Raw genomic sequence first — 18,680 nt, 5'->3', positions numbered from 1 at the left:
CTTTCTCATGTCTGGAGGCCCCACGATGGCCAACCCGATGCCAGCACAGACGCTGGCGGACATCCTGCGCACCGAGGGCCTGACCGTGGTGGAGGTCGGCACCTGGCGCACCCACAACCGCAACCACAAGGGACCGTGGGGGCCCGTGCACGGGGTGATGATCCACCACACCGTGACGTCCGGCACGCAGCGGACCGTGGACATCTGCCGGACCGGCTACAGCGGTCTGCCCGGTCCGCTGTGCCACGGCGTCATCGCGAAGGACGGCACGGTCTACCTGGTCGGGTACGGCCGGGCGAACCACGCCGGTTCCGGCGATGACGACGTCCTGCGCGCCGTGATTGCCGAGACCCCGGCGCTGCCGTCCGACAACGAGGCGAACACCGACGGGAACCGGCACTTCTACGGATTCGAGTGCGAGAACCTCGGCGACGGCAAGGACCCCTGGCCGGACGTCCAGCTGGAGGCGATCGAGCGAGCGTCAGCCGCGATTTGCCGCTGGCACCGGTGGGGCCCCCGGTCCGTGATCCGGCACCTGGACTGGCAGCCGGGGAAGGTGGACCCGCGGGGTGTCGACTGGGATGCGATGCAGGACCGGATCGCTGACCGGCTCGCCGTAGACCCGGAGCCCGAGCAGCCGCCGAAGACACCCCCGGTGCAGGGTGGCTCGTACACGGTGGAGAAGGGCGACACCCTCTCCGCGATCGGCCGGGAACTCGGGGTGCCGTGGGCGGACATCGCCAAGGCCAACAGCATCAAGGCCCCGTACACGATCCGTCCGGGGCAGAAGCTGAAGATCCCCAGCAAGACGGGGGCCGCGAGGCCGCCCGCCGCGCCGAAGCCCCCGGCCCGGCCGGTGGTGGACCTGTCCCGGCTCGTCGCCGCCGCGAAGGCCGACCCGCCGAAGCGCGGCACCCCTGTCAGCTACTACGGCGTGAAGACCGTGGAGCAGGCCCTCGTGCGTGAGGGGCTCCTCGCCCCGAGCCTCGCTGACGGGCACTTCGGCACCGCCACCCGCACCGCGTACGCCTCGTGGCAGCGCCGCTGCGGCTACTCCGGCAAGGACGCCGACGGCATCCCCGGAGCCACGTCCCTGAAGAAGCTGGCCGCCCGACGCGGCTTCACTGTCACCGCCTGATCGGAGTCACTCATGAATCTGCTCGCATCCATCCTCCGCACGTTGGTGCCGCTTGTCGTCGGCTGGGTCGTCACCATTACCGGCGCGATCGGCATCGAGGTGGATTCCACGGCGGTCGCCGGGGGCGTCACAGCCGCCGTGACCGCCGTCTATTACCTGCTGCTCCGGCTCGCCGAGCAGGCCGCCGAGCGCCTCCAGTGGGAGCCACTGCGGCTCGTGGCTGGTGTGCTGCTCGGCTGGGCCCGGCCGCCGCAGTACAAGCAGCCTTCCCCTGCCGGCACTGTGCAGGTGCACCTCGACGCGGAGGCTTTTGGCCAGGATCTGCACGAGATCATTCGGCGAAACATCCGCCTTGGTGGTAGCCGGTGACGCCGCCGGAGACGACGCAGATCGCGTTGGAGCTGGCCGAACTGCGCCGGACGATGGAGGTGGGGTTTGCCGAGCAGCGCGGACAGCTTGCCCTCCTCGTACAGCGCGGCGACCAGACGGATCAGAAACTCGCCGACCACGAGGCGCGCCTGGACAGCCTGGAAAAGGCCCGTTGGCCGCTACCGTCCCTGGCCGCGCTGGTGTCCTTCAGCGCGCTCGGAGCCACCCTGTACCAGCTCGCTGCCCGCTGAATCGGCCGTGCCCCCTCTCGCGCCACGTGCGCGGGAGGGGGCCCTTTCTGCATCCTGTCCCCATACCGCGCTCTCGGCCGCGCCCGTACGCTGACCGAAACGGCACAGAGAAGGGGCACACTGTGGATATCCCCGAGGACCTGACGACCGGTGAGCGCGTCCGGCTGCTGCGCGAGTCGCGCGGCATGTCGCGCGAGATGCTCGCGAACATGTGCGGCCGTGGCCCCGACTGGCTGAAGAAAATCGAGAGCGGGGAGCGCGAGCTCCGGCAGCACTCGCTCGTCATGAAGCTCGCCGCCGCACTGCAGCTGTCCGACGCCACATTGATCACGGGCCGCAGGGACGACCGGCCGCCCGTGCCCGTCGGCCGCCTGCAGCATCCTGCCATGTCCGCCGTCTGGGATGCGGTCATGAACAGGCGCCTTGCTCCAGTCGCTCCCGCCGCCCCGGTCGACGTCGCCGAACTGCAGGGCCGCATTGACCAGACCTGGCGCCTGTGGCACACCTCCGGCCACAACCGCAGCGAGGTCATGCGCCTGCTGCCCGACCTGATCCGCAGCGCCGAGACCGCGACCCGGACTCTCGATGGCGCCGAACGCCGCGCGGCGCTGGTCGCCGCTTCCGACGTCTACCGGCTGACCGGGCAAGCCACCGCATATGTCGCGCCGGCCGAGCTCGCGTGGGTCGTGGCGGACCGGGCGCTCGCCGCGGCGCAGGACGCCGACCAGCCGGCCGCCATAGCAGCCGCGGCGTGGAACATGGGCAACATCCTGCGCGAAACCTCGTACCCCGAAGAGGCTCTGCGCGTGGTGAACGAGGCCGCCGAACTCATCCGCCCCCATCTGACCGGGGCGCCTGAGGACTGGCGCGGTATCTACGGCGCGCTGCAACTGCACGCCGCGGTGACGTACGCGCGGGACGGCCGCTCAGGCGAGGCGTGGCGCTCGTGGGATGCGGGCGACCAGGTGGCGAAGAGCCTGCCCGCGTCGTACGTCCATCCGTCCACTGTGTTCGGCAGGGCGAACGTGGACTTCCACGCTGTGTCCGTGGCTACGGACCTCCGCACCTCCCGCAAGGCCCTGGACCTCGCGGACGACATCGACCCGGACGCGATGCCCTCGGTGGAGCGCCGGGCCCGGCTGTGGGTGGAGGTTGCCCGCGGGCACCTGCAGCGCGGCGACCGCACGGCGGCGCTGCACGTGATGCAGATGGCGCACCAGATCGGCGCGGAGACTGTGGAGTACACCCCGTCGGCCCGGGGCGCGGTGGCGGAGCTCTGGCGGGACGCCCCGCGGGCTCTGCGTCCGCAGGCTGCTCAGCTCGCGGAGCGGATCGGCCTGCGGGACGTGAGCTAGGGGGACGGACTGGGATACGGGGACACTCTGTCCCCGTTACCGGGCAGTAGTGCTCGTACGGTGACGGTCCGTCATTGACCGTCATCCGAGGGGGACTCGATGCAAACGCCCTCGCACGCCTCGCTCTGTCCGGGCATCCCGGTTACCTGCGACCGGGACACGGGAGAAGTCCGCGTGCCCCTGCAACTGTTCGCCCTTGACCGCCCGGTCGGCACTATCGAGCTGGTGCTGCCGCGCCTGGAAGCCGAGCAGCTGCACGCCGGCATGACGTTCCAGATGGCTCGCGCCGACAGCCCGGCCATGCTGCGCACGGCGGCTATCTGATGCCCGAAACCGAGCTCGTCGCCCCAGCTACGCCATCCGACTGGTGCTACTGGCACAACGGTCCGTCCGGCACCGCACGTCTGGTCGACGCCCTTGAGCGGCAATCCGGGCCGCCAACGGCGTTGTACGCCTGCGCCCCGTGCCGCGAGCGGCACCGGCTCCCGACCCGGCTGGAGGCTGCACCTTGACGATTTCAGGACACCCGTCGCCCCACCGCACCCCGTGACTCCGGTCGCCGCCGGCTAATGGGCGGCGACCGGCACCAGGCGCCCGCCCCCTGTCCCCTTCCTGGACAGATCGAGTGCAGGGGGCGGGCCTCCACCGCACGAATACCAGAAAGGCACACCCGTGGGAACCATCACCAACGGCAAGACGACGAAGACCTACGAGAACGAGCAGGCCCCGGGCCTGGACTGGCGCAAGGCCAGCCGGACCGACCTCGACCCGATCCTGAAGGACTGCGTCATCCTCGCTGCGGCCCCGGACGCCCAAGGCCACCCGCACCCCCACGTTCCGGACGGCACCCGCATGGTCGCGCTCTCCGACGACAAGGACCCGGACAGCCCCGTCCTGCACTTCACCCGCGCCGAGATCCGGAAGTTCCTCGAGGGCGCGAAGGCCGGCGAGTTCGACGACCTGATGGCCACCGATGCGGAGCTGCAGCAGGCCGCCGCGGTGGCGGCCTGACGATGGACGCCCAGCAGGTGACCGGTGCCTTCGCCGCGGTACGACAGCGGTACGCCCGGATGCCGTGCCGGGACTGTCGTAGTCGTGAGACAGACGCGCTGATCGCCTACGGCAAAGTCCTCGTCTCCTGCAGCAACTGCGGCTCGGCCACCAGCAAGGGGCCAGCGCAGAGCGCGCTCGTGGCCCGGTGAGACCGCCCCGGTCAGCCTTCCCCCGTCCGTCGCGAAGGCTGGCCGGGGCCTCTCTTCCAGCCCGGTGCGACGGACGAGCGACCCTGGCACGTAGAGCAGATGGAGGGCCGCTCGCCCACCCCGTGTACGGCCCTCGCGGAACCACCTCCCCCAGGCGGACTGCGAGGTGCCCGCGACGCCCCCGCCTCGGCGGGGGCGTCGCTGCGTTCCCGCTACTTCCAGTCGATTCGCACCGCGTCCGGATCCCAGTAGCCGCCTCCCGGGATCCGCCCCTTCCGAGCAGGGAGCACGGTCACCGTCATCAGGTAGGCGATCACGGCCCGCTGCCGGGACAGATCAAGCCCTTTCCAGGCCGCTTCCGGATCCTCAGCTCCCACCAGGCCCACTACTGGATTCACCTTCACCGCGTGAGACATCGTCTTTTCCGCCGACTCCAGGCGCGCCCTGGCCGCCGCGGAGGCAACCGTCCATGAGCGCATGTCCAGCTCGCCCCGGCCCAGCCCTTTCGCGAGTTCATCGAGCGTGGCCCTTGCCTCCCGCAACTCGGCCTGAGCGGCCCGCACATCCACCGGGTCCTCGCGCTCCGCCAACAGGTCCAAGGCGTCTGGCCGGGACAGTCGCTCCAGAATGGCCAGTTGGACCCAGTCGTCCAGCAGGTCACGTCTGCGTGTGACGTGCCTCCCGGTGCGGCACCGGTAGGCAGGCCAGTGCTTCTTTCCGGGTCCGGTGCCCGCAGTCGACGCCCGCACCGTGGCACCGCACATACCGCACAGGTACAGGTTGCTACCGAGGTACTTTCGCTCGTTCCCGGGCGTGACCCGGCGAGATGGGTCGTTGAGGACCGCTACCAGGCTTCGCCACTTGGGCTCAGGGATCGCTGGCTCCCACGCTCCGGGGCCGACCTCTTGGCCGCGGTGCACGCGGATGCCTGCGTTGCGGGCGCGACGGAGCATGCTGCCCAGCTCCGGCCCTGTCCACTCTGCTCCGGTGCTGGTCGTGATGTCTCTCGCGTTCCAGCCCGCGGCGATTGATCGCAGGGACGCGCCGGCCAGCACCGCGTCAGCGGCCTCGGCAATCAGGCTGCGCTCGAATTCGTTCGTGGTCACACCGTCGGCTTCCCAGCCGAACGGGCGACGCCCGCCGAAGTGCTTCCCTTTCTGCGCCATCTGATCCCGGGCTCGTCGCTGCCGCTCCACCATGCGCTCCACCTCGTAGCGGGCCTGGACGCCGAGCTGGCGAGCGATCATGCGCCCCGTGGCCGTGGAGAGGTCAAGGTGGCCTGCCTTGACCGTGCGAGTGTCGATCCTGCGGGGCTCGCATACGTCGATGTACTGCTCCAGCTCCGCGGGAGAACGGTGAAGGCGGTCGGTATGCCAGGCCAGGACGATGTCTGCGCGGCCCGCTCGCAGGTCGTCGAGGAGTTGCCGGTACCCGGGGCGGGGCTTGCCGCTGTAGGCGCTGAGGTCGTTGTCCTCGTGGATGCCGACGACGGTCAGGCCGAGGCTCTCGGCCAGGGCGGTGCAGTCTTCGAGCTGGCGTTGAATGCCGAGGCCAGCTCCTTCCCGGTCGCGGCTGATGCGGCAGTAGATGAGCGCTCGGGCGCCGTCGGTGGGTGCCATGGTTCATCCTGGCACGGAAGGACTGTCTTTGGCTCAGATTCGCTAGGTCGAAGCCGCTGCCGCTCTTGGGCACGGAGGCCGGGCTGAGCCCGACGGTGAGCTTCTTCTGCGGCCACTCGGCATCGGAGTTGACGACGGCGGCCCGGACCCGGTCCCGGCTCTCCACCAGGCTCTTGTCCGGGAGCCCCACCAGAGTGAAGGCCGCGACTCCCGGTTCCAGGTCCGCCTGGACCTCCACGACCACGCCCTCGACCCCCACCAGCGCCACCGAGCAGGTGCGCGCGAAACCCATCAGGCCACCCCCGCCACATGCTCGACCTGGGGCGCACCCCGCCGGGGCAGTACCACCCCGACGACATCGATCCGCACCCCGCCCGGGGGCGGTGGTCCCCCGTGCCGCTCCAGCCAGCAGGCGGCCAGGTGCCTCAGCCGGTCCGCCTTGGCGGATGTGATCGCGGCCATCGGATGCTCGAAGGGCATCCGCCCGTCCGGGCCGCCCCTGCGGGTCTTCACCTCGCAGACGACCATCGTGTCGCCGTCCCGGGCGACGATGTCGATCTCTCCGGCCCGTCCGCACCGCCAGTTCCTGGCGAGTACGGCCATCCCTGCGTCCACCAGCAGCCGGGCGGCCAGTTCCTCCCCGTACCGCCCCAGCGCCCTCGTCGCGCTCATCCCGGCACCACCTCCGGCACCGACTCTGACGTCTGCGGTCCCAGCGAGTGGATCTTGGTGGAGAACCGGCCCGGTGTGGAAAACCTCGCCACCCCTTCGGGTGGAGGTCAGCCCTGGGGAAGCTCCAGATCGCTCTTGTTCAGCTCCTCGATGTTCACGTCCTTGAACGTGAGCACCCGGACCTGCTTGACGAACCTGGCCGGCCGGTACATGTCCCACACCCAGGCATCTGCCATGGAGACCTCGAAGAAGACCTCGCCCTGCACCGAGTGGACCTGCATCTCGTAGTCATTGGTGAGGTAGAAGCGGCGCTCCGTCTCGATCACGTATTTGAACAGACCGACGACGTCGCGGTACTCCCGGTAGAGCTTCAGCTCCATCTCGGTCTCGTACTTCTCGAGGTCCTCGGCGCTCATGGCATGTTCCCCTTCAGCCGTGCGTCCCCCTATTGTGCGCCAGCCCCCTGCGTCCCTAGACGATTTCCCGGGCCAGGACCACAGGCGCACTCGGAGGCCCCTCGTCGAGCAGCGTGCGCAGCAGCTCGGCGAGCCTGGTCGGATACACCGTCTCACGCGCCGACGACAGTTCGGCGGAGGTCCACCACCTCAGCCCCGCGACACTGCGCTGCTCCAGCCGGGTCAGGCCGGTCAGGCTGGTCGCCGTCTGCCGGGTACGGGCCAGGTAGTACCACTCGTCCTGGTCCCAGCGCCGTCCGTCGAACGGGAAGGAGCACTCCCGCTGCCAGATCACCGGGCCCAGCTCGACGTCTGTGATTCCCGTCTCCTCGGCCAGCTCGCGCAGCGCGGCCTCCTCCCGGGACTCCGTGCCCTCGACCCCGCCGCCCGGTGTGAACCACCAGTCGTCGTCCGGATCGTCCGGCTCGAAGCCGTGCAACAGCAGGACGCGGTCGTCGGGATCGAGCAGGATCACCCGGGAGACCCGGCGCAGGGCGCGCCCGGCCCCCTCCGCGGCCGTCCCCGGCGCCGGACCGCCCGCAGGCGTCCCCCGGCCCGATCCGGCCGACGGCCCCTCAGACATCCGCGGTCGCCCCGCTGCGTTCGGCGGGCCGCTTCCGCCGTCCCGCGAGCTTCGCGAGCGGTCCGTAGGCGGCCCCGCCCAGGATCAGCACGGCGCCGAGCGCCACCGCCGCGAGGACCGGCCGGACGGGCCCCGGCTCGGAGATCCCGCCGGGCAGGGCGGCGAAGCTCCGCGGCCGTTCCAGCATCCCGCCCACCGGCCAGGCGACGGCGTCGAGCCGGGCACTCACCGCGCCGATCGGCACGGTGCCCTCGCCGGCCTCCTGGAGGTGCGAACGCGAGTCCACGGAGGTCCTGCGCTCGTCACCGAGGAGGAAGAGTTTCCCTTCGGGCACGGACACGGTGAAGCCCAACGGTGACGCGGGCTCCTCACCGCGCAGATACGGTTCCTCGACGGCCTTGCCGTTGACGGTCATCCGGCCGTCGGCTTCGCAGCAGGCGACCTTGTCGCCGCCCACCCCGACCACGCGCTTCACCATCGGGGCGTCGGCCCACACCTTGTCGGTGAAGACGACGATGTCCCCGCGCCGGACCTCCGAGCCGTCGATCCGCTGCGCCAGCACCCGGTCACCCGGCTCCACGGTCGGTGACATCGAGTCCGTCGGCACCGTGTACGGCTGGTAGAGCAGCGCCCCCCAGACGAAACCGCCGAGGAAGAGCACACAGCCGACGGCCACGGCGAGCCCCGACAGCACACTGCCGAGGCGGCCGTGGCCGCTGCCCGTACGTCCCGTTCCGCTCATCGCAGCGCTCCCTGCCTCCCAGGACCGACGATCGCTGGCCCGAGCGGCACCCTACCCGTCGGTTCGCCCGCGGGTCAGCCTCCTCCGGCGGACGAGCACGATCGGCAACGCGCCGGCCACCGCGAGTGCGCCCGGTGCGACGGTTCCGCCGATCACGGCCGCCGACTTCAGCCCGGGCTGGTCGAAGGTGTCCGGGACGGGCAGCGTGGACCAGCGGTTGAACGGCCAGGCCACCACGACGGCCCTCCCGACGACGTCCTCGTTGCTGACCGTGCCGTTGTAGGGCAGTTCCTGGTGGTAGCGCGAGTCCAGGGAGTTGTCGCGGTTGTCGCCCATCACCCAGATCCGGCCCTCGGGCACCCTGATCGGACCGAACGGCTTGTCGTCGCAGGGCGTGCTGCCGGGTCGGATGTACGACGTCTCGTCCAGGGCCTTGCCGTTGACCATGACCTTGCCTCCCTTCTTGCAGGAGACGGTGTCACCGCCGACCGCGATGACGCGCTTGATCAGGTCCTTCTCCTCCGACGAGGGCATCAGGCCGATGAAGCTCAGGAACTGCTGCACCACGTTGGGCTCGGGAGTCTGGGTGTCGTCCAGCCAGCCGCCCGGGTCGTGGAAGACGACGACCTCGCCGCGCTCGGGCTCGGAGCCGAACCAGGGCGTCAGCTTGTCGACCAGCACCCGGTCGCCCCGCTGCAGCGTGTTCATCATCGAGTCCGACGGGATCGAGAACGCCTGCACCAGGAACGTCTTGATCAACAGTGCCAGGACCAGCGCGATTCCGACGAGGAGCGGCAGCTCCTTCCAGAAGGACCGCTGCTTCCTCGCTCCGGTACCGGACGAGCCGTCGCCGTCCGCCGGGTCACCGTCTCCCGAACCGCCGTCGCCCTGCGGGGGAAGGCCGCCGGAACCGCTGGAACCGGGGGAAGGCTTCACGTACCGCTCGGGCCGCTCCTCGGGCTCCTCGTGTCCGGATCGTGCGCCCACCGCCAAATCCCCCACATCCACTCCTCACTCCGCGCGACCGCCCGCGCCCGAGACGGCGCAGGCCCACTACTCCCATAACGAGCGGGAGTTCCGCAGGGCTCGGGAGCAGGACCAGTCCTTTGTGGTCCCGGGAGGACACACTATGCGACGCTCCGTGTGCGGTGGCCGTCCCGGCACGCGCATCGGGGACCGAGGCGTACGTTCCCCTCTCCTCCAGTTTGCTCCAGTGGTCGAACGGCCATGCGATGACCACGGCGCGCCCGACGACCTCCTCCTCCGAGACGGTGCCGCTGTACTCCTCGTCGAGGTGGAATCGGGAGTCGGCCGAGTTCGACCGGTGGTCGCCCATCACGAACAGCCGGCCGTCGGGGACCTGCACGTCGAACCTCAGTTTCGAGGGGGCGTTGCCGGGGTGCAGATACGGCTCGTCCAGCGGCACCCCGTTGACCGTGACCTTGCCCTCCCGGTCGCAGCACTTGACCGAGTCACCGCCGACGGCGACGACCCGCTTGATCAGATCCTGCTCGTCCTCGGACGGCAGCAGGCCGATGAAGGTCAGCACGTCCTTGACCTGCTTGATGACGACCGGGTCGTCCCTGCGCGGCGTCTGCTCCTCCTGGAGCCAGCCGCCGGGGTCCTTGAAGACGACGACGTCGCCGCGCTCGGGCTTGGAGCCGAACCAGGGCGTCAGCTTGTCGACCAGCACCCGGTCGTCGATCCGGATCGTCTGCTCCATCGAACCCGAGGGGATGACGAACGCCTGCACCAGGAAGGTCTTGAGGACGAGCGCGATCATCAGCGCCACCGTGATGAGGAGGGGGATCTCCTTGACTGCGGAGCGCTGGCGCCGTCTCTTCACCTTCTTGGCGAGCCTGCGCCGCTCGGCGCGCCCGGGCAGCGTCCGACCGCCGTCGGTGGGCCGGGTGCCGGTGGGCAGCCGGGTGTCGGCCCGGTGGCTCGCCCGCCGCCCGCGGCTACCCATGGGCACCGTCCGGCGCGGTCACGCGGTCGAAGGCGCCCGTCGAAGGCAGCGCGGACCAGCGGCCGAGCGGCCAGCCGATCCAGTCCGCGCGCCCGACCACCCGGTCGACGGGAACCGTGCCCCCGCCGGGTTCGCCCAAGTGGTCGCGGGAATCACGCGACTTGCTGCGGTGGTCGCCCATGACCCACAGGGTGCCCCGCGGCACGACGATGTCGAAGGGCACACGGGACGGGGCGTCACCGGCGTACAGATAGCCCTCGTCGACCGGTACGCCGTTCACCTGGAGCCTTCCCCCCTTGTCGCAGCAGACCACGCGGTCGCCGCCCACGCCCACCACACGTTTGACGAAATCGGTGTCGGACGGTTCCGTGAGCCCGAGGGAGGCGAGTCCCTCCCGGGCCGCCGCACTGACCGGGTTCTCCTCCACCCCCTCCGGCACGAAGGATCCGGTGCCGTCGAACACGATCACGTCGCCGCGCCGCGGCTCGGACCCGAAACGGTACGCGAGCTTGTTCACCAGCACGCGGTCGCCGACCTCGAGGGTCGGCTGCATGGAGGTGCTGGGGATCAGGAACGGCTGCATCACGAAGTGGCTGAGGAGCAGCAGGAACACGGCGCAGACGCCGCCCAGCACGCCGGCTCGCCGCCAGGACAGCAGCCGGTAGACGCGCACGGAGCGCGACCGCTCTCCGGTGCCGGACCCATCGGTCTCGGGGGCGGAAGAGCGGTCGCGCTCCGTGTGCAGTGCTTCGGTGTCCATCGGGGCCAGATGCTATCCGGCCGCCGTAAGAACCGTATGAGGCCTCAGCAGGGCGCGGGTGTGAGCCGTGGCTCAGTTCTCGCGCTTCTCCTTGATCTTCGCGGCCTTGCCGCGCAGCTCACGCAGGTAGTAGAGCTTGGCGCGGCGGACGTCACCGCGGGTGACGAGCTCGATCTTCTCGAAGATCGGGCTGTGCACCGGGAAGGTGCGCTCGACGCCGACGGAGAAGGAGACCTTGCGGACCGTGAAGGTCTCGCTGACGCCCGAACCCTGGCGGCGGATGACGACGCCCTTGAACTGCTGGATACGGGAGCGGTTGCCCTCGATGACGCGAACGTGGACGTTCACGGTGTCACCGGGGCGGAAGGCGGGGAGGTCGGTCCGCAGCGAGGCGGCATTGACGGCGTCGAGCACGTGCGACATGTTTCGTCTGCTTTCTTCGCCGATGCCACAGGTCATCGACGGTATCCGGAGTGATGTTCGAGGAGCCGCGGCGTCGGGGCGGGCGTCGTGTCCCCCTGTGGCAGGGGCGCACGCCGGACGTACGGCAGCGGCCTATTCTTCCACGGCCTGAGGCCTGCGCCAAAATCGCCCGTCGGGCGACGGCGTCCAGCCCAGGATGGAGAGGATCTCCCGGTCCTTCCTGTCGAACGCGGAAGGGTCGCAGCGTTCGATCAGGTCGGGCCGGTGCAGGGCGGTCCGGCGGAACGCCTCGTCCCGCCGCCAGCGGGCGATCCTGCCGTGGTGCCCGCTGAGCAGCACGTCCGGGACACCGCGGCCGCGCCAGAGCGGCGGCTTGGTGTAGACGGGCCCCTCCAGGAGGTCGGCCATGGCGCCGGGCGCGAAGGAGTCGTCGCGGTGCGACTCGGCGTTGCCGAGGACTCCGGGCAGCAGCCGTGCGACGGCCTCCGTCATGACGAGGACGGCGGCCTCGCCGCCGGCCAGCACGTAATCGCCGATGGAGACCTCGTGCACGGGTATGCGGGTCGCGTACTCGTCGATGACGCGGCGGTCGATGCCCTCGTACCGGGCCGGGGTGAAGATCAGCCACGGCCGCTCGGACAACTCGACGGCGAGCTCCTGGGTGAACGGCCGGCCGCTGGGGGTCGGCACCACCAGCGCCGGTGCGTGGGCGCCCGCCTCGTAGCCGGAGGCGAGGACCTCGTCCAGCGCGTCGCCCCAGGGCTCGGTCTTCATGACCATGCCCGGTCCGCCGCCGTACGGCGTGTCGTCGACGGTGCTGTGCCGGTCGTACGTCCAGTCCCGAAGGTCGTGGACGTGGACGCCGAGCTGCCCGCGCGCCCGGGCCTTGCCGACGAGCGAGACGTTCAGCGGCTCCAGGTACTCGGGGAAGATCGTGACGACGTCGAGCCGCATCAGGACCCGTCCTCGGTGTCCGCGTCCCGCTGCGAGGCGATCTCCGCGCGGTCGTCGACGAGGCCGGGGGGCGGGTCGATGACGGCCCGCTGCCCGGCGAGGTCGATCTCCGTGACGATCTCCTCGACGAACGGGATCATGACCTCGCTGCCGTCGGGCCGCTCGACGATGAAGAGGTCCTGCGACGGCAGATGGGAGATCTCCGTGATCCGGCCGATCCCCGTGCCGTCCGCGAGCACCACGTCCAGGTCCATGAGCTGGTGGTCGTAGTACTCGTCGGGCTCCTCCGGCACCGCGTCCGGATCGACCTCGGCGATCAGCAGGGTGTTGCGCAGCGCCTCGGCACCGTTGCGGTCTCGAACGCCCTCGAAGCGCAGCAGCAACCGGCCGCTGTGCACCCGGCCCGTCTCGATGGTCAGCGGGCCCGCGGAGGCCGGTTCGGTGGCCAGTACGGCTCCGGGGGCGAGCCGCAGTTCCGGCTCGTCCGTACGTACCTCGACGGTGACCTCGCCCTTGATGCCGTGGGCGCGGCCGATCCGTGCGACTACCAACTGCACGCTCAAAGCTCCTGTCGTACGACGACGGGCCGGGGCGGGCCGGTAGGCCCTCCCCGGCCCGCGCCGGTGATCAACTGCTCAGCGGACCTGGTCCACGTCGACGAGGTCGACACGGATACCACGGCCGCCGATGGCGCCCACGACGGTGCGCAGGGCGCGCGCGGTGCGGCCGTTGCGGCCGATCACCTTACCGAGATCGTCGGGGTGCACCCGGACCTCGAGCACCCGGCCGCGACGCAGATTGCGTGAGGCGACCTGCACGTCCTCGGGGTTGTCGACGATGCCCTTCACGAGGTGCTCGAGAGCCTCCTCGAGCATGCTCAGGCCTCGGTGGACTCGGCGGGAGCCTCAGCCTCGTCCGCCTTCTTCTCGGTCTTCTTCGACTTCTGGGTGATGGCCTCACCCTTGCCCTCTTCGCCCTCGAGAGCCTTGGCGAACTCGTCGAAGGAGCGGCGCTTCTCTTCCTTCGTGGCCGGGGCGAGGAGCGGCTTCTCCGGGGCGGGCAGGCCCTTGTGCTTCTGCCAGTCGCCGGTGAGCTTCAGGATCGCCAGGACCGGCTCGGTCGGCTGGGCGCCGACGGACAGCCAGTACTGGGCACGCTCCGAGTCGACCTCGATGCGCGACGGGTTGTACGTCGGGTGGTACAGACCGATCTCCTCGATGGCCCGGCCGTCACGGCGGGTACGGGAGTCGGCGACGACGATGCGGTAGTGAGGCGAACGGATCTTGCCCAGACGCTTCAGCTTGATCTTGACTGCCACGGGAGTGGGATCTCCTGGTTTTGACGTGGTTGGGCACAACGAGATGCCGCGTGGGGTTGCGGTACCCGATGGCCCGATGGACGCGTCAGCCGGAGGAGAGAGGGGTCCTGTGCGACTGTCGAGTACAGCTAGACATTGTGCCACACGGATCCCGGCCGACTGACCCGAGGCCTTGGGGCCCCGGGCCGGGCCGGCCGGTCGCTCCCGGCGTGCGGTCGCGTGCGGTGCCCCGCTCAGCTCGCCGCCGCCACCGGTTCGGGGATGCGGAACGGCTTGCCGCAGCCGCCGCAGACGATCGGAGCCTGGGCGAGGACCGACGGGACGACCCGGACGTTTCTCCCGCAGTCACAGACGGCCTTGACCCGGACGCCGCCCCCGGACGAGCCGTGGCGGGCCGCCGGGCCGCGGAAGGTCCGCTTGGTGTCGGATGCCGTGGCGACCGTGTGCGCGGCGAGGGCGCGCTGCAGCCGCTCGATGGTCGGCCGGTACCTCCGCTTCGCCTCGGGGGTGAGGACGACCAGCGAGAAGCCGCTGCTGGGGTGCGGCTCCTCCGGGTGGTCCAGACCCATCTCCTCGGCGATCGCCAGGAACCGGCGGTTGTGGTAGCGGCCGGCGCGCGAGGTGTCGCGGACACCCCGGGCGGCGGCGATGCCGTGGACTGCCTCGTGGAGCAGTCGCTCGAAGGAGAGCTCGTGCCCGCAGGCCGACGACGACTCTCCGATCAGTGACTCTGGCGCGGCAAGATCGGGCAGCTCGGGGTGGTGCCGCTGAATGTCGGCCCACGCCTGTGCCAGCTCTGCGGCGAGAACAGGTGGTGTCGTGCTCACGTCGTGACAACGAGCCGGATGCCCCGCGGGTTCCATTCCGGGGCATCCCAAATAATTTGCACGTACCCGTCAGTTGCCGTTGATGCGTCCTGACGAGGGCGGGTGCGCCGATCTGCGGAGAAGCCTCGCAGCTCACAACAAGCTGGTACGTAGTCACGCGTCCATGCGGCAGTGCCGACACCGGGCGAGCCGATGCGCGGTCCCGCGCCGCGCGCCGGGGAGGTGCGCTGGAGCGAGTGCGCCCGGAGGGGGCGCGGCGCCACCCGAGGGCGCCGGGCAGGCCTCCGCACGGTCCGCGGCGTTCCCGACGGGCTCGGACACCGGGCCCTTCAGTAGGCGCGTCCGACGAAGGCGAGCGTACCGGGAGCGGCTTCGGCCCCGGGCACCGACCCGTCCCCGGCAGGCCGGTACCGCACGGACACCGGCCGGTCCGCGGGTGCGGCCCCGGCCGCCCGCGTCGGTACGGACTGCGGGACGAAGACGGCGAGCACGCGCTGGACGGCCGCGTTGGTCCGGGCGTCCGGCTCCTGCTGCGTCCGCTCCCGGAGCCCGCGGGGGCGGGTCACCGTCTGCCGCGCACGGGCCGTTGTCCGCAGCCTCGGCCTCGCGGGTCTGGCCCCGCGAACCGGCCGGGGAAGTCCTCGGCCCGCGGTGGCAGGACCGGCGTGTTCTGCCATGGCGGGAATCACAGGGGGGCTGCACTCTGGATGCGGAACGGTTCCGGGCGCGGGGGCGCACGACCGGGACGTCCGAGACATTGCGGTGCGACCTCTGGACGTACCGAGCGAAGCGCAGTTCCCTGGCATACGGGGGGCGCGAGCGATACGACACGGGGGCTGTCCAGCAGGGCAAGGCTGACCTCTTGGCGGATTGGGGCGCTTTTCGATGACACCTACGCTCGTCCCGCACCACCCCCGTACGTCCTCGGCGCTCCCGGCGGACGCCGGGACGCGCGCCCGCGACTGGGCCGAGATCCAGGAACGGATGCTGGTGCCGCTCTACGAGGCGGTGTACGAGCACCTGGAGGTCGGGGCCGGCACCCGTGTACTGGGCCTCGGCTGCGGCTCGGGCCTGGCCCTGCTGATGGCCTCGACGCGCGGCGCGAGCGTCACCGGCGTCGACACGGACCGGGCGAGGATGGCGCTGGCGCGCGAGCGGCTCGCTCCCGAGCCCGAGCGCGGCGGGTCCGGCGAGGCACTCGGGGCCCGGCTGGTCGAGGGCGGACCGGAGGAGGCCGCCGATCCCCGGCGCCCCCGGTTCAACATGATCACGGTTTTTCAGCCGATCGGGTGTACGGCCGGCGACTCCGACGGTTTGGTCCCGGCACTGGAAGCAGCAGTTCCACTCGCCGAGCACGGCAGCCCCGTGGTGCTGGCGGGCTGGGGCCCGCCCGAGCGGTGCGCCACCTCGACGGTACTGCGGGTGGCGAGCAGGCTCACCGAGCGGCTGCGTGCGGACGGCGGCTGGCGGCAGACGCTCCGGGACGACCTGGAGGACGTGGCGACCAGGGCGGGGATACGCCCGGACGGCTCGGGCCGGGTGTCGTGCCCCTTCGGCTACGCGGACCTGGACAGCGCCGTGCGCGGCCTGATGTCGACCGGCCTGTTCGACGCGGCGGTAAGGGCGACGGACCCGGCTCAGGTGGAGAAGGAGGTCGAGGAGGCGCTCCATCCGCATGTGCGGGCCGACGGGACGGTGTGGATGCCGAACGTCTTCCGGTACCTGATAGCGCGTACCCCGTGAGGTGACGACCGGCTCCGCGGGGCACCCGGGCTCGTGCCCTGCCCACTTCCGCGCCGGGCACGGGCGCGGGCCTTCTTTCGCCGTGAGCGTGCGGGGCGTCCGTCCCGGGACCGCGCCTCCGCCCACGGTCCCCGGCCGCACCTGCTGAGAGGACCGCCGGAACCCAGGCGCCCGGAGCCCCCGGCGGGACCCGGGCGCCTCCGCTCGCGCCCCGGCGGCTCAGTGGCCGTTCGCGTCCTTCTTGAGCCGGGGGATGCCGGCGGCCCGGTACGCCTCCTCCTCGTCCAGCGTCTCGCTGGCGAGCAGCGCCTCGGCCAGCGCGTCCAGCCGGTCGCGGTTCTCGCGGAGCTGACGGCAGGCACTCTCGTAGCACTCCTCGGCGATCCGGCGCATCTCGTGGTCGACCGCGTCCAGCGTCGCCGGGGCGGCGGTGAGCCCGTACGGCTCCTGCCCGTCTCCCGACACGGCGGTGAAGCGTCCGACGCGCTCGCTCATCCCCCAGCGTCCGACCATGCCCCTGACCAGCCGGGTGACCTGCTCCAGGTCGTTCTCCGACCCGGTGGTGATGATCCCGAAGACGACGTGCTCCGCCGCCATGCCGCCGAGCGCCCCGATGATCCTTCCTCGCAGGTACTCCTCGGTGTACGCGTACTTGTCGGCGTCGGGGGTGGAGAGCGTGACGCCCAGCGCCCGGCCCCGCGGGACGATCGTGACCTTGCGTACGGGGTCGGCACCCGGCTGGAGCATGCCGAGCAGCGCGTGACCGCTCTCGTGGTACGCCGTCCTGCGGCGCTCGCCCTCGGGCATCACGAGCGCGCGCTCCGCTCCGAGCTGGACCTTCTCCAGCGCGTCGGAGAGGTCGCGCTGGGTCACCTGGCCCTGCCGCCGTTTGACCGCGAGCAGCGCGGCCTCGTTGGCGAGGTTGGCCAGTTCGGCACCGGTCATGCCCGGCGTCGTACGGGCCACCTGGACCAGGTCGACGCTCGGCGCGAGCGGGATGTCCCGGGTGTGGATCCTGAGGATCGCCTCCCGGCCCGCCCGGTCTGGCGGGCTGACGTGCACGATCCGGTCGAAGCGACCGGGCCGGGTGAGGGCCGGGTCGAGGACGTCGGCACGGTTGGTGGCGGCGATGACCACGACGCCCTCGGAGCCGGTGAAACCGTCCATCTCGGTCAGGATCTGGTTCAGGGTCTGCTCGCGCTCGTCGTGGCCGCCGATGCTCGCGCCGCCGCCGCGCACCCGACCGATGGTGTCGATCTCGTCGATGAAGACGATGGCCGGGGCGACCTTGCGGGCCTCGGCGAAGAGCTCGCGGACCCGGGAGGCCCCGACGCCCACGATCATCTCGATGAACTCCGACGCGGACGCGGAGAAGAACGGCACCCCGGCCTCGCCCGCCACGGCCCGCGCGAGCAGCGTCTTGCCCGTTCCCGGCGGACCGGCGAGCAGGACGCCGCCGGGCATCCGTGCGCCCATGGCCCGGTAGACCTGGGGGTTCTTGAGGAAGTCGACGACGTCGTCGAGTTCGCCCTGGACCTCGTCGATCCCCGCCACATCGGCGAAGGTGGTGCGTCTGTGGGGTTCCAGCTCCACGGGGCGGGGTGGCGCCTTGCGGCCCAAGGGGCCGCCGAGGCGTGGCCCCAGGCGTCTCGCAAGGGCGACCCAGAGCAGCACGAGGATCACGATCGGCGCGAGGGAGAGCAGCAGGTTGGTCAGCAGACTGCGCTGGAGGACGACCGGTTCGGCCGTGACGGTCACGCCCTTCTGGCTCAGCTGCTGCCAGAGGTCGTCTTCCGCGAACTCCGGCCGCTGGGTCCGGAAGGTGGTGTAGTCGCCCCCGCCGCCGGGGATCGGCTGCCCGGTCCTCAGCTCGCCCTCGATGGTGTCGCCCTTGGCGTAGATCTTGGTGACGTTACCGGCCTCGACCTGCCTGCTGAACTCGGTGTACGAGATCGTCGGCTCGTCGCCCTTGGTGAAGTACGACAGGATCCCGTAGGCGACGAGGAAGAGGACCACGGCGGTCGCGACAAGCCCGATCCAGCCACCTGGGGGCTTCTTGCGCGGCGGCGTGGGTGGCGGTGCCCCCTCCGATCGCCAGGGCTGGTCGGTGCGATCGCGCGGGGGTACGGAATTGGCCACGGCCTGCCCTCCGGTCCCTCGGCTGCTCCGATCTCTGCCCATGACCGCACAGAACGGGCCGCACTGCCACCCGGGGCGGAGTCCGCGCGGCACGAGCGGCCCGGCCGCCGAAGGGCCCGGCAGGGGCGAGGGCCCCGCGATCGGGTGATCGCGGGGCCCTC

Annotated in this window: 23 protein-coding genes and 1 pseudogene; 7 read left to right on the top strand and 17 right to left on the bottom strand. The window is 71.0% G+C overall.

Annotated elements, in window-relative coordinates:
• Positions 1 to 25: 25 nt before the first annotated feature.
• From QMZ92_RS13100 to QMZ92_RS13075, 6 genes are all read left to right on the top strand, one after another.
• Positions 26 to 1,138 carry an N-acetylmuramoyl-L-alanine amidase gene (locus QMZ92_RS13100; protein WP_283297536.1) on the top strand — a complete coding sequence of 371 codons (1,113 nt, stop codon included), beginning with the start codon at positions 26 to 28 and terminating at the stop codon, positions 1,136 to 1,138.
• A gap of 12 nt (positions 1,139 to 1,150) precedes the next feature.
• Entirely contained in the window at positions 1,151 to 1,507 is a 357-nt protein-coding gene (locus QMZ92_RS13095; protein WP_283297535.1) for a hypothetical protein, read from the top strand.
• The gene (locus tag QMZ92_RS13090) at positions 1,504 to 1,758 is read left to right on the top strand and encodes a hypothetical protein (RefSeq protein ID WP_502962043.1); all 255 of its coding nucleotides are present in this window, start codon (positions 1,504 to 1,506) and stop codon (positions 1,756 to 1,758) included. Before QMZ92_RS13095 ends, QMZ92_RS13090 begins: the two co-directional genes overlap by 4 nt.
• Before the next feature lie 122 nt (positions 1,759 to 1,880).
• Positions 1,881 to 3,113, top strand: a complete 1,233-nt coding sequence (locus tag QMZ92_RS13085; RefSeq protein ID WP_283297534.1) for a helix-turn-helix domain-containing protein — start codon at positions 1,881 to 1,883, stop codon at positions 3,111 to 3,113.
• Positions 3,114 to 3,287: 174 nt separating this feature from the next.
• On the top strand, positions 3,288 to 3,437 hold the full coding sequence (locus QMZ92_RS13080; protein WP_283297533.1) for a hypothetical protein: 150 nt from the start codon (positions 3,288 to 3,290) through the stop codon (positions 3,435 to 3,437).
• 348 nt (positions 3,438 to 3,785) lie between these two features.
• Complete coding sequence (locus tag QMZ92_RS13075; protein WP_283297532.1) at positions 3,786 to 4,124, top strand: DUF397 domain-containing protein; 339 nt, start codon at positions 3,786 to 3,788, stop codon at positions 4,122 to 4,124.
• A gap of 403 nt (positions 4,125 to 4,527) precedes the next feature.
• On the opposite strand, the gene QMZ92_RS13070 is transcribed toward QMZ92_RS13075, so the two are convergent.
• From QMZ92_RS13070 to QMZ92_RS12995, 16 genes and pseudogenes are all read right to left on the bottom strand, one after another.
• Positions 4,528 to 5,934 (bottom strand): recombinase family protein, encoded by a 1,407-nt coding sequence (locus tag QMZ92_RS13070; RefSeq protein ID WP_283297531.1) that lies wholly within the window; start codon positions 5,932 to 5,934, stop codon positions 4,528 to 4,530.
• Positions 5,935 to 5,974: 40 nt separating this feature from the next.
• Positions 5,975 to 6,226: pseudogene (locus QMZ92_RS13065) on the bottom strand (magnesium chelatase domain-containing protein); the annotation flags it as partial.
• Complete coding sequence (locus tag QMZ92_RS13060) at positions 6,226 to 6,606, bottom strand: YraN family protein (protein ID WP_283297530.1); 381 nt, start codon at positions 6,604 to 6,606, stop codon at positions 6,226 to 6,228. The gene QMZ92_RS13060 and the pseudogene QMZ92_RS13065, both read right to left, overlap by 1 nt.
• Positions 6,607 to 6,713: 107 nt before the next feature.
• Entirely contained in the window at positions 6,714 to 7,022 is a 309-nt protein-coding gene (locus tag QMZ92_RS13055; protein WP_017947641.1) for a DUF2469 domain-containing protein, read from the bottom strand.
• A 55-nt stretch (positions 7,023 to 7,077) separates the two neighbouring features.
• Complete coding sequence (locus tag QMZ92_RS13050) at positions 7,078 to 7,644, bottom strand: NUDIX hydrolase (protein WP_283297529.1); 567 nt, start codon at positions 7,642 to 7,644, stop codon at positions 7,078 to 7,080.
• Complete coding sequence (lepB, locus tag QMZ92_RS13045; RefSeq protein WP_283297528.1) at positions 7,637 to 8,386, bottom strand: signal peptidase I; 750 nt, start codon at positions 8,384 to 8,386, stop codon at positions 7,637 to 7,639. Before lepB (QMZ92_RS13045) ends, QMZ92_RS13050 begins: the two co-directional genes overlap by 8 nt.
• Before the next feature lie 51 nt (positions 8,387 to 8,437).
• On the bottom strand, positions 8,438 to 9,322 hold the full coding sequence (gene lepB / locus QMZ92_RS13040; RefSeq protein WP_283297527.1) for a signal peptidase I: 885 nt from the start codon (positions 9,320 to 9,322) through the stop codon (positions 8,438 to 8,440).
• Entirely contained in the window at positions 9,249 to 10,355 is a 1,107-nt protein-coding gene (gene lepB, locus QMZ92_RS13035; protein WP_283297526.1) for a signal peptidase I, read from the bottom strand. The genes lepB (QMZ92_RS13040) and lepB (QMZ92_RS13035) overlap by 74 nt, the downstream gene beginning before the upstream one ends.
• On the bottom strand, positions 10,348 to 11,115 hold the full coding sequence (gene lepB / locus QMZ92_RS13030) for a signal peptidase I (protein WP_283297525.1): 768 nt from the start codon (positions 11,113 to 11,115) through the stop codon (positions 10,348 to 10,350). The genes lepB (QMZ92_RS13035) and lepB (QMZ92_RS13030) overlap by 8 nt, the downstream gene beginning before the upstream one ends.
• Before the next feature lie 72 nt (positions 11,116 to 11,187).
• Positions 11,188 to 11,538: a 50S ribosomal protein L19 gene (rplS, locus tag QMZ92_RS13025; RefSeq protein WP_017947635.1), complete on the bottom strand. Its 351-nt coding sequence runs from the start codon at positions 11,536 to 11,538 to the stop codon at positions 11,188 to 11,190.
• Between the two features lie 132 nt (positions 11,539 to 11,670).
• Positions 11,671 to 12,492 carry a tRNA (guanosine(37)-N1)-methyltransferase TrmD gene (gene trmD, locus QMZ92_RS13020; RefSeq protein WP_283297524.1) on the bottom strand — a complete coding sequence of 274 codons (822 nt, stop codon included), beginning with the start codon at positions 12,490 to 12,492 and terminating at the stop codon, positions 11,671 to 11,673.
• Complete coding sequence (rimM, locus tag QMZ92_RS13015) at positions 12,492 to 13,049, bottom strand: ribosome maturation factor RimM (RefSeq protein ID WP_283297523.1); 558 nt, start codon at positions 13,047 to 13,049, stop codon at positions 12,492 to 12,494. Before rimM ends, trmD begins: the two co-directional genes overlap by 1 nt.
• Positions 13,050 to 13,127: 78 nt before the next feature.
• Positions 13,128 to 13,367, bottom strand: a complete 240-nt coding sequence (locus QMZ92_RS13010; RefSeq protein WP_017947632.1) for an RNA-binding protein — start codon at positions 13,365 to 13,367, stop codon at positions 13,128 to 13,130.
• Positions 13,368 to 13,369: 2 nt separating this feature from the next.
• Positions 13,370 to 13,810, bottom strand: coding sequence for a 30S ribosomal protein S16 (rpsP, locus tag QMZ92_RS13005; protein WP_018891857.1), 441 nt, complete (start codon positions 13,808 to 13,810; stop codon positions 13,370 to 13,372).
• Between the two features lie 233 nt (positions 13,811 to 14,043).
• Positions 14,044 to 14,637: a hypothetical protein gene (locus QMZ92_RS13000; protein ID WP_138052927.1), complete on the bottom strand. Its 594-nt coding sequence runs from the start codon at positions 14,635 to 14,637 to the stop codon at positions 14,044 to 14,046.
• Between the two features lie 329 nt (positions 14,638 to 14,966).
• Positions 14,967 to 15,203 (bottom strand): hypothetical protein, encoded by a 237-nt coding sequence (locus tag QMZ92_RS12995; protein WP_283297522.1) that lies wholly within the window; start codon positions 15,201 to 15,203, stop codon positions 14,967 to 14,969.
• A gap of 319 nt (positions 15,204 to 15,522) precedes the next feature.
• Between QMZ92_RS12995 and QMZ92_RS12990 the strand changes: the two genes are divergently transcribed.
• Positions 15,523 to 16,380: a methyltransferase domain-containing protein gene (locus QMZ92_RS12990; protein ID WP_283297521.1), complete on the top strand. Its 858-nt coding sequence runs from the start codon at positions 15,523 to 15,525 to the stop codon at positions 16,378 to 16,380.
• 219 nt (positions 16,381 to 16,599) lie between these two features.
• On the opposite strand, the gene ftsH is transcribed toward QMZ92_RS12990, so the two are convergent.
• Positions 16,600 to 18,519, bottom strand: coding sequence for an ATP-dependent zinc metalloprotease FtsH (gene ftsH, locus QMZ92_RS12985; protein ID WP_283297520.1), 1,920 nt, complete (start codon positions 18,517 to 18,519; stop codon positions 16,600 to 16,602).
• Between the last annotated feature and the right edge of the window lie 161 nt (positions 18,520 to 18,680).

This window comes from Streptomyces sp. HNM0645, assembly GCF_030056615.1.
GTDB lineage: Bacteria > Actinomycetota > Actinomycetes > Streptomycetales > Streptomycetaceae > Streptomyces > Streptomyces marianii.
The sequence above is the reverse complement of the archived record's forward strand: the minus strand, read 5'-3'. Positions and strand labels throughout refer to the sequence as shown.